This window comes from Bradyrhizobium sp. STM 3557, assembly GCF_045571465.1.
Classification (GTDB): Bacteria; Pseudomonadota; Alphaproteobacteria; order Rhizobiales; family Xanthobacteraceae; genus Bradyrhizobium.
The window spans coordinates 4,016,027-4,029,197 of the sequence record NZ_CP120697.1 but is presented as its reverse complement, the minus strand read 5'-3'; the positions used below and the strand labels follow the sequence as shown (position 1 = coordinate 4,029,197).

Below are 13,171 nucleotides of genomic sequence, written 5' to 3'. Positions count from 1 at the left end.
CTCGCACGCCCGCAGCGCGGGGGCTTATTATGGGGCCGGCGCCCGGCTATCAACCCCCTTGAGCCGGCTCGGACCCGAGACGATCCGGCCGCCCGGCCCGATTGCAAATCCCAGCTGGCGCGCAGCAAACCAGTAGCGTGCGACCAGCGCGCCGCTGATCCCGACCAGCGCGCCGGCCACAACGTCGCTCGGATGGTGCGCCAGCAGAACCAGCCGGCTGCCGGCGATTGCGAGGGCGTAGAGACACATTGGAACCGTCAGCCGCGGCCAGATGGCGGCGACCGCGAAGGCCAGCGCAAAGCCGGTCACCGCATGCGAGGACGGCAGGCTGAAATATGCCTCGGTCCCGTTGAAGGGCTGGAAATTGAACGCATTGGCCTTGCCGCCGACGAACGGCCGCCCGCGGCCGATGCCCCATTTCAGCACCTCGGAGCAGGCGACCGGCACCAGCACCGCGAGAAACAGATATTGAACATGCGTGCTCAGATCGAACAGGCGTGCTCGCGAGGCTTGCGGCCATAATGGTGCAATTGCGGGGACCGCGACGACGGCGGCTCCCAACAGGCTCAGCACATACGCGTCCTTGCCGAAATCGGTCAGGATCCGCACCCACCAAAGGCTCGGGGTGCCGCGCGCCGGCATCATTCCGATCTCGGTGGCATCGAAGCCGACCATCAGCAGCAGGATCGCAATGAGGCCGACGCCATTAAGCAAAACGAGCTGGCGCCGCAAATGGCGACCGCCATCCGCCGCCGGCGGCGCTTGCGGCGGACGCGCGAGCCGCACCAAGGGTTGCCAGGTCGCGGCCACGAGTTGCGCGCCATAGCCGTCCGAGGTCGGCAAACCCTCCGGCGCGCTCATGCTACTCGGTGCCCTCCGACCGGAAGATGGCAATCGAGACGGGGCGTCCCTGCGAGATGTTGTAGCCCTCGATCCGCTTGGCCACATTGTAGCGCAGACCAATGGCCTCGGCGCGCTGGGCGAAGCTGCGCTCGGTTCGCTGCTCGACGAGGGCAAAGCGGCAGGTGCCCTGGTTGAGGAAGTCGGCCGCACCGGAGCCATCCGTCAACAGCGTCGAGGTCCCGGTCATGAATACGAGGCTCGGCTCCTGGAAGCCCGCGGCGGCCGCCTTCGGCCCGACGCAGACGACGTTGCGCAGGGCGCGCGCGATCTCCGCGCTCGGGAACAGCGGCTGCAGCGACGGCAGCACGACGCCATAGACCGTGAAAGCCAGGAAGAGCGCCGCGACGGCGGCATTCAGCAGCGAGCGCTCGGCACGGCTGTCGTCATAGAGCCACCACGCGAACAGCCCGAAGATCAATGACGCCGCCACGAACGGCCAGGCCAGGAAGACCGGCTGCCGGGTCACCATGATGGCGCCGATCACGGCGACCAGCGAGGTAATCGCGGGAATGGCGAACCACCACGCGGCGCCGCGCCGAAGCCACGAGCGCGACAGCACGCGCCGCTCCAGCGCGCCGACGGTGAGGATCGCGATCGCCGGATAGAGCGGCAGCACGTAGTGCGGCAGCTTGGTCAGGACAGCTTCGAACACGATCCATGACGGGACCAGCCAGGCCAGCAGGAATTGTGCGCCGGGCTCGCGTCGCGCCCGCCACACCGCAGGCGCGGCCATCACCGCAAGCGGCGCACCCGGCCAGAACGTAATCCAGAACAGGAGCAGATAGACGCCGGGCGGCGCGCCATGGGACTCCTGCGCCGACAGCTTGCTGAGCATATCGCCGCCGACGGAATCGGTGAAAAATGCATCGCCGGCGCGCAGGTAGATCGCGACGAACCAGGGCAGCACCAGCACCAGCACCCACATCAGGCCCCAGAGCGGCCGCAGCCGCCATAGCCAGGTGGCGCCGCGATCCATGATCGCGAGCGAAACGATCGCAAGGCCCGCGAACATCAGGATCAGCGGTCCCTTGAGCAGGATCCCGCCTGCGATCGCAGTCCAGAAGATCGCGGGCCAACTCCATGGCGGACGCACCGGATCCTCGCCGCGCTGCCAGGAGAGATAGACGCGCGCCAGCGCGCCCATGGCAGCCACCACGGTGAGCAGCAGCATCGCATCGGTCTTGGCAAGCCGCGCCTCGACCCCGAGCAGCACCGAGCAGCACATCAACAGCGCCGCGAACACGGCGCCACGTCGGGTAACGAAGGCAAGCGCCGTCCAATAGGTCAGCAGCACAGCGCCGATCGCACCGATCAGCGAGGGAATGCGATAGACCCAAATACGCAGTTGCGCACGCGGCAAGCCGAGCGCCGATGTCGTCTCCACCGCCGCGGCTTGCAGCCAATAGATGCCGACTGGCTTCTTGTAGCGGACATCGTCTTGGAAACGGATATCGACAAGGTCGCCCGCTTCGATCATCTGCTTGGTCGCCTGCGCGAAGCGCGCTTCGTCGCGGTCGACGGGCGGAATGGTGAAGAAGCCCGGCAGGAACAGCAGGAACCCGCAGACAACCAGGAACGCGACGGCGCGCAGATGGCTGACGGTGACGGCGTCGATCATCCGCACCAACCGATTGCCTGGATTTACCAGGTTTTTCGGCTCGCGCGGCTCTCCAAATCGGGGGCGGGCATAGGTCTCGACCATGGGGTTCCGCATACGCTGAAACCACCATGTCGACAACCGCTCAGCGAAATCTCACTGAATTCTGACCACAACTGTGTCCGCCGCGCCCGTGGCGTCGATCACGGTGAGGCGTGCAAAGCCCGGCCCCGGCGGGTCGATCAGGCGCTGGCGGCGGCTGTCGATCTCGCCGACCGAAAGCCCATTGACCATCATAGTGAGCGGCAGCACGCCGCCGGACACCTTGACCGGCATCACCGCAGCGTCGATTCCATTGGTGCGATCGACGTCGATGCGAGAGCCATTGAGCGGAAACTGGATGTGAGGCGCCTGATCGGAGCCGACCCGCACCAGTTCGCCCAGGGGACGGAACCGCCTGAGCGGCAACGGCAGCCGGGAGTTGCTGGCGATCAATGCACCTTTTGGTGCCTTCGGCATTCCCGCCGGCAATTTGCCGCTGCGCGCAAAAGCGTCGAACAGGATCGGCGCAGCGGCCATCCGACCGATCAAGCCGGGAACCGGCGCACCATCCGGCCGACCGACCCAGACGCCGATCGTGATGCGGCCATCGAAGCCGACCGACCAAGCGTCGCGGTACCCATAGCTGGTGCCGGTCTTGAAGGCGATGCGGTTGCGCACCGCGTTCTCGGGCGGGGGTGTGCCGAGCAACACGTTACCGACCTGCCAGGCAGCAGCCTGGTCCATCAGCCGCAGCGGCTCGCGCGCATCATCCCTCGCGTCTTCTCTCGTCATGATCTCGCGCAGCGGCTTGGTGGTGCCGAGCCGCGGCAGGCCGGCGTAGAGCATTGCCAGATCCTGCAAGGTGACACCAACGCCGCCGAGGCCCATCGCCAGTCCGGGCGCCTCGTCCTTCGGCAGAATGAGATTGGCGCCGGCGCCGCGAAGCCGCGAGGACAGCCGACCGGCGCCGACACGATCCAACAAGACGATCGCGGGCACGTTCAGCGAGAGCTGCAGCGCTTTGCGCACCGGCACCGTGCCCTGATAGGTCATGTCGAAATTCTCCGGCGCGTAGGAGCCGAAGCGCACCGGGCGATCCTCGATCAGGCTTTCCGGATGCACGAAGCCATCCTCGAAGGCGAGACCATAGATGAAGGGCTTGAGCGTCGAGCCCGGCGAGCGCACCGCGCGCGTCATATCGACCTGCCCTGCCCGCCGCTCGTCGAAATAATCCGCCGATCCGACGTGAGCGAGCACATCGCCGCTCGCATTGTCGACCACAATGATGCCGACTGAGACGTTCGGCCCCAGTGCAACGGCGCGATCATGCGCCAGCGGCTCCAGAACCTTCTGCAGGGACGCATCGAGCGTCAGCTTGATCGCCGATTGGCCCTTAATCGCGGCCGCCGCCTGATCGGCAGCATGCGGCGCAAGGATCGGCAGCGGCTTTCGCAAGCGCGGCACCGCTTGCGCCTTGGCCTGGTCGGCGTCTTCCTGCGAGATCACCTGCTCGGCCACCATGCGGTCGAGCACGCGGTCACGGCCCTGTTTCGCCGCTTCCGGATAGCGATCGAGCCGGCGCGTCTCCGGCGACTGCGGCAAGGCCACCAAGAGCGCCGCTTCCGCCAGCGAGAGCCGCTTCGGCTCCTTGCCGAAATAGGCAATCGACGCGGCGCGGATACCTTCGAGATTGCCGCCATAAGGAGCCAGCGTCAGATAGAGATCGAGGATCTCGTCCTTGCTCATCTGCCGCTCGATTTCGACCGCACGCACGATCTGGCGCAGCTTGAAATGCAGCGAGCGCCGCTGCCGCGGCTCGATCAGCCGCGCCAGCTGCATGGTGATGGTCGAGCCGCCGGAGACGATGTGGCCGCGCGTTGCGAGCTGAAACGCAGCACGCATCAGCGCCTGCGGATCGACACCGTGATGGTCACGGAAGCGCTGGTCCTCATAGGCGAGCAGGAGCTTCAGATAGGTCGGATCGACGTCCTTGCTGGCATCGACCGGCAGCCGCCAGCGACCGTCAGCCATCGCATAGGCGCGGAGCAGCTTGCCGTTGCGATCGACAATGGTGGTCGAGACCGCCCGCGCCTCGGCCAGCGGCAGCGGGCCGAGGGAGACGATCCACATAACGAAGGCCGTCAGAGCGACGAGCAGCGCCGCCGAGGCTATCGCCGCAAGACGCACTGCCCGCCGGTTCACCTTGCCGGCCGTTACGCTGTCGCTCATTTCGTTGCGCGGACCTCGACAGACCCCGTCCCGGTCCGACCATAGCGCGAGGGATTGTACATGTCCTCGACACTGGCCTGCGGCAAAACGTACTTGCCGGGCGTGACCGCGCGGACGACATAGGCCACCGTGAACACCGCCTTGGAGTCGGCGGCGCGATCGACAGCCGCGGTAAAGCGGTCATCGCGGAACTCGGTGTTCACGGGTTCCTGTCCGTCCTCGATCCACTCCAGCGTTCCGCTGTCGCCTGATGACACCAGATGCGGATTGTCGATCTCGAGTCCGGCGGGCAGATAGTCCGACACCATGATGTGGCCGAACTCCGGCTTGGCCTCGGTGATCTTCAGCACCACGGCGAAGCGATCGTTCTGCTTCGCCTTGCTGATATCGGCCGGCTTGCCGTCGAGCGTGAAGTAGCTGCGCTCGATCTTGAAGCCATTTGAGGCCGCCGGCTCCGGCGTCAGCGGCGAGCCTGATACTGAGACCACCGCCTGCACCGGCGCGTCACCGGTATTTGTGATCTTCAAGGGCTTATTGACCTCGCTCGCGCGATAGCTGCGATAGAGCGAGGTCTTCACCGGCTGCCCGTCGACATCGAGCGCCAATGTTTCCTTGGCGAGCGCCCGCGCCGCGAGCACCATCCAGGCATTCTCCTGGGTTGAGGTGTAAGGCGTTAGCCCGCGCGCGGCCTCGACACGCATCACGGCGCGGGTCAACGTTGCCTTCGGCGCGTTGCCCTCGCCGGCCAGCGACACCAGAGCTGCAGCATCGCGCAAATCCGAGCCGTAGTCGGTGCGGCCGAACACCAGCGCCGGCTTCGGCGCCAGACTGTCGGCCGCCACTGCATAGACCCGTTCGGCGCGGGCGCGGTCGCCGACCAGCGCCAGCGCCGCCGCAAGCTGCGCCTTCGCGATCGGGGTTGCCAGATTGTCGAGCTTGGTGTCGGCGAGATAACGCAGGTCGCCGATCGGCGCGGTGCCGTTGCGTGCCAGCACATAGAGCCCGTAGGCGAGATCGCGACCGCCATCCTTCTCCGGCTCCTGAGCATTGACCACCGAATTCCTGATACGGTCGAGCGCGCTTTTGAACAGCACGTCCGGCACCGCAAAGCCCTTCTCGCGGGCGCGGGTCAGGAAATCCGTGACATAGGCATCGAGCCATGGATCCTCGCCGCCTGCCGACCACAGGCCGAACGAGCCGTTCGACCCTTGACGCGCAAGCAGCCGGTCGATGGCATCACGGATGCGCTGGTCGATCTCGGTATCCATGGCCAGATGCGCGCCAGCCGCAAGCTCGTTGACATAGAGCAGCGGCATTGCACGGCTGGTGATCTGCTCCGAGCAGCCGTAGGGGTAGCGGTCGAGCGCTTTGAGGATGGTCGCCGCATCCAGCGCGCTGGACAGGCTCGCTGACACCGACACCGTACCGGTGCCCGGCACCAGCTCGGAGAACATGTCGGGCGACAAGGTCAGGCTTTCCCCCTTGGCCAGAGTGCGGATCGCCCGTCGCGCCAATACCTGCGTCGCCGGCTTGACATCGAGTTGATAGTGTCGCGCCAGCTTCAAACCGTTCGGCCCCGATATATCGACGTCGAACTGCGCTGCGCCTGTACCGCTGGCATCGAGCGCAAGCGTGGTCGTTGAGCGCTGATGCGCAGCGAGCTTCATTGTCGTGGCCGCATTGCCTGCCACCTTTACCGGCCCGCTCGCCTTCACGGCGATGACGTAATCGCCGGCCGCACCTTCGACATTGTCGAGATCGAAATTCAGCGTGCCATGATCCCCATGCAGCAGGAAGCGCGGCAGAGTCGCAGTCAGCACCACGGGATCGCGCACGGTGACGTCCACGGTGGCGCGGCCGAGCCTGGTCGCGCTCCAGGCCACCGCCATCACGCGCGCCGTGCCCGCGAACTCCGGAATGTCGAAGCTCACTTCGGCGGAGCCGTCCGCACCGACCGTGACGATGCCGGAATAGAGCGCCAGCGGCTTCTGAGTCGGCGGGCTGCCCTGCAGCTCGGCCGCGCCGGCATCGCCGCCGGACTTGATCTGGCCGCGGGTGCCCTGCATGCCGTCGATCAGCTGACCATAGAGATCGCGGATCTCGGCCGAGAGCTGGCGCTGGCCGAGATAGTAATCGTCCGGTGCCGGCGGCTTGTAGTTGGTGAGATTGAGAATGCCGACATCGACCGCGGCCACCACGATCTTGGCGTCCTCGCCCGGATTGAGCCCGCCGACCTTGACCGGGATCTTGAGGGCCGAGCCCGGCCGGACGAGCGCCGGCGGTGACAGATTCACGTTCAGCGTCCGCGCCTGCTTGTCGATGCCGAACCATTTCAACCCGATGGCGCGGCCGGGCATGCGCTGCGCGGATGTGTCCAGCGGACGGCGCAAGGTCGCCACCACATAGGCGCCGCTACCCCAATCCTTGCCGACCGTGAGCTTGACCTGGTTGGCGCCCTGCTTGACGTCGATGCTTTGCGTCGTCAGCAGCCGGTCGCCGAGCACGTTGACGGTGAGCTTGCCGGCGGTGCGCGCATTTACCGTTACCGTCATGGTGTCGCCGGAGGCGTATTGCGGCTTGTCGATCGAGGTCTCCAAGAGGTCCGGCGTGTCGGCGCTGCCGTCGGAATACCAGCCGACGTCGAACTGCACCGAGGTAATCGGCCCGTCGGCATCAGTGGACTTGACATCAAGGCGATAGCGCCCGGCCTGCGGGTTCAGCGCGATGTGCGCCGGCTTGTCGGCGGCGACATTCACATCACCGTCGGCGACGCGGCTGGTGGTCTTGACCGGCTCGTAGTCCCAATAGGAATTCTGCCGATACCATTGATAGCGGGACTCGATCTTCATCAGCTCGTAACGGAGCCCGCTGCGCGCGAGTTGCTTTCCGTCGGGCGAGACGAACACGACGTCGAACTCCGCCTTCTCGCCCTCGCCGAGGCTGCTGCCGGAAAACGCCGGCTTGACGCCAATCTGTGACGTGGTGGGCGCAACCGGCAGCGTCAGCTTGCGCTCGACCGCACGGCCGCCGCTCTCCGCCATGCGAATGAAGATCTGCGCCTCCTGCGGCTGGCTTGATGCCGGCGGCTTGGGCAGGCTGACCGGGAAGGTCGCCGCGCCCTTGTCGTCGGTCTCGGGCAGGTCCTCGATGGGCGTGCGCTCGTTGGAAGTGGTCTGCTCGTCGGCAACGCCGAACTGATAGCCCGGGAAACCGGGCCGCGCATCGGCCTTGGTCACCAGCATGTCGCCCTCGAGCTGCAGGCTCGAGGCCGGCGCGCCATAAAGGAAATGGCCGTCGACCTTCACCTCGACCGGCGCATCGGTCTTGATCACCTTGTCCTTCGACGACAGGTCGAATTCCAGCCGCTCGGGGATGTAATCCTCGACCATGAAGGTGGTCTCGCCGACGGAAGCCGCCTTCGGATCGGTGAAGGCGCGCACCCGGTAGGTGCCGGCCGGCACCGCGGAATTGAGCGGCACCGCAAGCGAGCGGCCACCGGCGCCCTGGTCGGCCAGCGTGGCGCGGCGGTACTCGACGCCATCGGGGCGCTCGACCACCAGCGTCAGCGGCGTGCCGGTGAGCGCATTGCCCTTCGCATCGCGTAGCAGCGCGGTGAGATAGACGGTCTCGTTGGAGCGATAGACGCCCCGTTCGGCGTACACGAATGCATCCGCGCTCGTCGGGGCCTCGCGGCCGGAGACGCCGCGATCGCTGAGATCGAACGCCGTGGTCTTCAGGCTGAGAAAAGCATAGTCCGCCTTCTCGCCAGTGACCGTCAGCATCGCCGGTGACAGGCCGCCCTCGCCGCGGGCCAGCCCCGCCTCGAACAGCACGTGGCCCGCCTCGTCGGTCTTGCGGCTCGCCAGGATCTCGTTGTTGCGCGCGATCAGCCGCACCTCGGCATGCGCAACGGCATCCGTTGACGCCAGCGAGTTGACGAACACATGGATGCCGTCCTTGCCCGAGAAGGCGGCAACGCCGACATCGGAGACGATGAACCACTGCGTGGCAAGCTGGCCGTCGTCGTCACCGCTGGCCGTCGGGCCCTTGGCCGCCGCGGTCATCACATAGACGCCGGGCTGCAACTCGCCCAGCGCCTGATCGACGGGAAACGCAGTGGTGACGTCCTCGTTCAAGGTCATTGCTGTGGCGATCTCGCCCGACCACACCTTCATGCCGCGCTCATTGCCAAGATCGGTGATCTGGTAGGAGCTCAGCGGCCGCTGGAAGTCGCTATCGATAACGGTGTTGATCAGGTTACGGTCGCCGATCCGGTAGACATTGACGCTGACGGCCGGCGTGTTGACGCTGACCAGCGGAATGCCCTTCTGTCCGGTGCGCGGCAGCACATAAGCCTTGCCGGTGAAGCGCACGAACGGCTTGCGGTCGCGCACATAGATGTTGAACTCGGCCGATTTCGGTAAGCTCTCCTTGACGGTCGACGGCAGGCCGGCGCGCAGGTTGATGTTGTAGCGCTCGCCGTGCTTCAGCCCCTCGACGCAGAGCTGCCGGTCCTCGCTTGACAGCGCCGGCTTGTCGGTACCGGCCAGCGCCACGAATGGCGTGAAATCGGTGCGCTTGGCGAGATCCTCGGAGAACTGGAAGCAGGCGCGCGGGCTCGCCGAATCGGAATCCACGGTGTAGTCGAGCAGCTTGAAGCCGTGCTCGTCGCGCAGCCGTTCATACTGGCCGCGCACCTCCGCGACCTCGCGCAGGTCGAGCGACATCCGAAGCGTATCGAGCGCCGGCCGCCACAGCTTGCGCTCGGACAGCGACCGGCCGAGCACGGCCAGCGCCTCAGCCTCCTCGCCGGCGTTTCCGGCGCGCTGATAGGCGATGTAGGCCGCGGTCGAAGCGCGCTCGAGCAGAACGGTCTGCTCGGACGAATTGGCCGGCTTGATCTGGAAGAAGCTGGTGCGGGCGAGCCGCAGCCAATTCGCCGAATCCTCCGGCGCGACCACGGCGATCTGGCCGAGGATCTGCAAGGCCCCGCGGACGTCATTGCGCCGGAGCGCTGCGTCCACGTCATTGCGCAAGGCCGCGACGGGCTTATTGACCGCTCCGGCCTCGGTCTTGATCTGCGCCTCCAGCTTGATCGCGGCGTCGGCCAGATCATCCCGCTTGAACGCCTTGTCGGCGGCCTCCGCCGGGACGAGACAGCAGGCCAAGCCGAACGCCAGCGCGGCCGCGAGGACGGCGTTGCGAACCAGACCGATCATGGAAAGCTCCTTGGGGGCACGGATGAAACGTCCGCGTCATTGCAGATTCGGGCGAAGCTGGGCGCGAAATGGTGACCGGTGTGTGGCAGCCAATCCGACAATGGCAATATGTCCAAGATGGCAAGGTCCCAAAATGGAATGGCGGTCAGCCGCGGAGCCCTGGACCACGGGGCCGGCTCGCCGACCCCCCGTCAGGTCGAGGGGAATCGCCCGGGACGATCCCCCTCGTTCGCTATGTCGCTCAGCCACGAACTCCGGTTCGGATAATCTTGGCGAAGGGCAAGATTTTTCATATGACCGTGCTATATAGCGGTCGCCCAGGAACCCGGTTCGCGGGCATGCCAGACGGTCCCGTAGCTCAACTGGATAGAGTAGCGGATTTCTACTCCGCGGGTTGCAGGTTCGAGTCCTGCCGGGATCGCCACGAAAAGCCCTATAAAACAAGGCACTTCCGCTCGTTTTGGCTTCGTTCTTTATGCCAAACCGTGTTGCGCCGTGTTCCGAACCACTTCCAGCGATTTCAACGGATTACGCGAGACTCCAAATCGTTCCGTGCAACACGGACGCAACGTGAGGATTCTCGCTTCGTTCGCGTTGGTGGCGATTGGGGCGGTCGGAACGATCCAGGCGAACGCGAGCCGCACGGAGAGGCACCGTTCTTGTTCAAGCTGTTCGTGGCGGGGTGCGCGGCTCTTGCGCTGTTGGGGCTGATCGAATTGCTCTGCCCCCTGCTCGCGGTCTGCCGATGACGGCGCTCGTTGGGTTGATGGCCGGCATGCTGATCGGAATTGCCTGCAGAGAGCTTTGGGCGCGATGGCGACAAAAGAAAAACCCGCCGGTCTAATTGCCCGAACCTCGGGCAATTAGATTGAGCCGGCGGGTCGAAAGCGTCGGGATATCCGACGCTTTAATTCACTCGCCCAAGAGGCGGTAGTAGAGTTCGTTGAACTCCGTCACCAGCCGCTCCATCAGCGTGGCTGCGAACACCGCGCGGCCTTGGCTGTCCTCGTTCTCCGGACCAGTCCCGGCCTCCATCACAAGGGATGCCGTAATCTCGGACATGCGGCGCAGATCACAAATCGCTGGCTCCAGATCGAGGAGAGCGCTTTTCGGATCTTTCGGGGAAACGTTCGTCGGGAAGGACACGATTTTCATTAGTTCGCCCTCCCTGTCTCGAGCGCGATCAACTGAGCCGAGACCGTATTCCGATCGGCGCCAGCGGCAAGATAGGAGATTTCTGTCAGCAGCTCGGCGGGCACGATCAGCTTGATTGCGACGATCTCCATGCCGGGGGAATCGACGGACGGCAGGGTGAAGACGAGGCGGCGGTTCGGCCCCAGGACGTCAATGCGTGCCAGCTTGTGGCAGTACATGTCAGCGGCATTGTCTAGAAGATTGCTCATTGTGGGCTTCTCTGGATTACCGGCTTTCCACGGCCGGGTGCCAGTGGACAGCACTGGCGCCGGGAGGGTGGAAACATGGCCAGAGACCATGCGCGACGGCCTTCCCCTGCGAAGGGTCTTGTATAGCCGCCGCACTCCCGGCATAGTGATGCCGTTCGCGCCGACGGCAATCGGCACGTTCGCTCTCGTTGGCAAAATTGATCCCGGCAAGGATCGCCCTGCCAACGCTCTGGGGCCAGCCAAGCCCGGCAAGGCCGCTGGCGGGAGTTTCCACGCTCCGCCGATATCGTCCCACTGATTTGGTTAAAAAACAATTCCCCCGTGTGGGGAAATCCGCTTGCGCGCAAGAAGACCGCCGCCTCTCGACGCTGGGGGCGAGGAGATCGAGGCGGCGGTCAGGCCGCGGAGACAGGGATCGTCCAACGGCAACCGAGCATGCACGCGGTCGTCGGGCCGCAAAATCACATATGTGATTCAGTCCCAGAGGCCGCGGACGATGGTGTCGCCGCGTGTCATGTTGCCGTCGGCGAAGATCGGCGCATCAAGTGAGACAAGGCCGTACTTGCCAACGCCGAGCCTATTGGCCTCCCGATAATGATCTCTGATAAACTGGCGCACATGGGCGTGGACCTGATCACGCTGTAAGGACCCCTCGATGATCGCCAGGAAGATCGACTGTATGACGTCGTCTCTGACGTCACGTGGCAGCTGGTAAGGCACGAGATTGGCGATCTGATTGTACTCAGCCATCTCCGGCGTAATGATGTTGTTTCGGCGCAGCAGAATCTTTGTTGGTTGTCGCCGAACACGCGGTCGCGACAAGCTCACCAGCCTGTCGAACTCTGGGTCCCGCTGCCGAAGCAGTGTCAGCTTAGGATGACTCATTATGCGGTCAGCAACCTTCTTGCCGTTGATTACTCCCCAGCAAATTCGGCTAATCGTCTGCCCAGCATTAAGAACTGCTGTTGCGCGTTGGATCTGATCTTCAGATGGTGGACGCGGCGCCGCCGCGCGGCGAGCCATGCAGACTCGACACCTTCGAAATTTGGTCCTCCCCTCGATCAAGAGATTGTCGCCAGATAGCGGATGTCCGAATTTGCAGTGCGTCTGGCTTCGCTTGAACTCACCCCTTCTTGCGTTCGCCGCCTTCATGTTTTCAGCGAGGAGTGCATTGGCCTGCCGCGCAAAGTCGGGATGCTCTGCGCAATATTCCCGAAATCGGATGTGGGTAGCAATGATCTCACTCGACACCCGCTTTCCATTCACCTTGCCGCTACAAAGCACGTGCAGGGTTTTCCCCTCGCGCAGTCCTGAAAGAAAGCGCTGTGCTTTATCGGCGTCGATCGGCTTGCTGTGGGTCGGCCTCATAGCTCGCTCCATTGCGCGGAATGCGCAGCGGCAGCGGGCTCCTGAGTCGCGGCGGGTCAACGCCTCAAGCGCGACAATCCCCGTTCATCGAGGTGTTCTTTGCTTGCCGGGGAAGCGATCTAGGCGGCCGGCCTTATGCCGAAAAACAACGAGGGCCCACAGCGGGGCCCTCGCGCATTAGGTCAGGAAGTAGATCAGAAGCGCGATTGCCCGAAGGCAGTCCGCGACATCGATCTTAAGCATAATCCGGATGATGAGCTGCTTGCGCATGCTCGAGTCCTCCGGGTAGCAGCGCGCCGCGTACCCAAGGGGGTGGCGGTGGGAGCTCTTGTCGAATCGAATAAGCCGTCGTTCACAAGCGCATCGGCCCGCGATCAGCGTTCTAGAAAGGCTTCACGCGGCCCCGTGTG

The 13,171-nt window shown here is 64.7% G+C and carries 7 protein-coding genes and 1 tRNA gene; 1 reads left to right on the top strand and 7 read right to left on the bottom strand.

Annotated features, from left to right (window positions below; all coding sequences use genetic code 11):
• Positions 1–27: 27 nt before the first annotated feature.
• From P6U24_RS18305 to P6U24_RS18290, 4 genes are read right to left on the bottom strand one after another with little or no spacing between them, the layout of a single operon-like run.
• Complete coding sequence (locus P6U24_RS18305) at positions 28–861, bottom strand: phosphatase PAP2 family protein (protein WP_407153931.1); 834 nt, start codon at positions 859–861, stop codon at positions 28–30.
• Between the two features lies 1 nt (position 862).
• Positions 863–2,605: an ArnT family glycosyltransferase gene (locus P6U24_RS18300; RefSeq protein ID WP_407153930.1), complete on the bottom strand. Its 1,743-nt coding sequence runs from the start codon at positions 2,603–2,605 to the stop codon at positions 863–865.
• A 51-nt stretch (positions 2,606–2,656) separates the two neighbouring features.
• On the bottom strand, positions 2,657–4,771 hold the full coding sequence (gene pbpC / locus P6U24_RS18295; protein ID WP_407153929.1) for a penicillin-binding protein 1C: 2,115 nt from the start codon (positions 4,769–4,771) through the stop codon (positions 2,657–2,659).
• Positions 4,768–9,990 (bottom strand): alpha-2-macroglobulin family protein, encoded by a 5,223-nt coding sequence (locus tag P6U24_RS18290; RefSeq protein ID WP_407153928.1) that lies wholly within the window; start codon positions 9,988–9,990, stop codon positions 4,768–4,770. Before P6U24_RS18290 ends, pbpC begins: the two co-directional genes overlap by 4 nt.
• A gap of 347 nt (positions 9,991–10,337) precedes the next feature.
• Here P6U24_RS18290 and P6U24_RS18285 point away from each other — a divergent pair.
• Positions 10,338–10,414 (top strand) — tRNA-Arg (locus tag P6U24_RS18285).
• 488 nt (positions 10,415–10,902) lie between these two features.
• Here P6U24_RS18285 and P6U24_RS18280 read toward each other — a convergent pair.
• The 3 genes from P6U24_RS18280 to P6U24_RS18270 form a co-directional block, all read right to left on the bottom strand.
• On the bottom strand, positions 10,903–11,145 hold the full coding sequence (locus tag P6U24_RS18280; protein ID WP_407153927.1) for a hypothetical protein: 243 nt from the start codon (positions 11,143–11,145) through the stop codon (positions 10,903–10,905).
• Positions 11,145–11,393 (bottom strand): hypothetical protein, encoded by a 249-nt coding sequence (locus P6U24_RS18275; RefSeq protein WP_407153926.1) that lies wholly within the window; start codon positions 11,391–11,393, stop codon positions 11,145–11,147. The genes P6U24_RS18280 and P6U24_RS18275 overlap by 1 nt, the downstream gene beginning before the upstream one ends.
• Positions 11,394–11,867: 474 nt before the next feature.
• Positions 11,868–12,761 (bottom strand): hypothetical protein, encoded by an 894-nt coding sequence (locus tag P6U24_RS18270; protein ID WP_407153925.1) that lies wholly within the window; start codon positions 12,759–12,761, stop codon positions 11,868–11,870.
• Between the last annotated feature and the right edge of the window lie 410 nt (positions 12,762–13,171).

What these genes read in the sequence shown, in the direction of transcription:
- P6U24_RS18270 (WP_407153925.1), bottom strand. Translation starts at nt 12,761, where the DNA reads ATGAGGCCGACCCACAGCAAGCCGATCGACGCCGATAAAGCACAGCGC.
- P6U24_RS18300 (WP_407153930.1), bottom strand. Translation starts at nt 2,605, where the DNA reads ATGGTCGAGACCTATGCCCGCCCCCGATTTGGAGAGCCGCGCGAGCCG.
- P6U24_RS18305 (WP_407153931.1), bottom strand. Translation starts at nt 861, where the DNA reads ATGAGCGCGCCGGAGGGTTTGCCGACCTCGGACGGCTATGGCGCGCAA.
- P6U24_RS18280 (WP_407153927.1), bottom strand. Translation starts at nt 11,145, where the DNA reads ATGAAAATCGTGTCCTTCCCGACGAACGTTTCCCCGAAAGATCCGAAA.
- P6U24_RS18275 (WP_407153926.1), bottom strand. Translation starts at nt 11,393, where the DNA reads ATGAGCAATCTTCTAGACAATGCCGCTGACATGTACTGCCACAAGCTG.
- P6U24_RS18290 (WP_407153928.1), bottom strand. Translation starts at nt 9,990, where the DNA reads ATGATCGGTCTGGTTCGCAACGCCGTCCTCGCGGCCGCGCTGGCGTTC.
- pbpC (WP_407153929.1), bottom strand. Translation starts at nt 4,771, where the DNA reads ATGAGCGACAGCGTAACGGCCGGCAAGGTGAACCGGCGGGCAGTGCGT.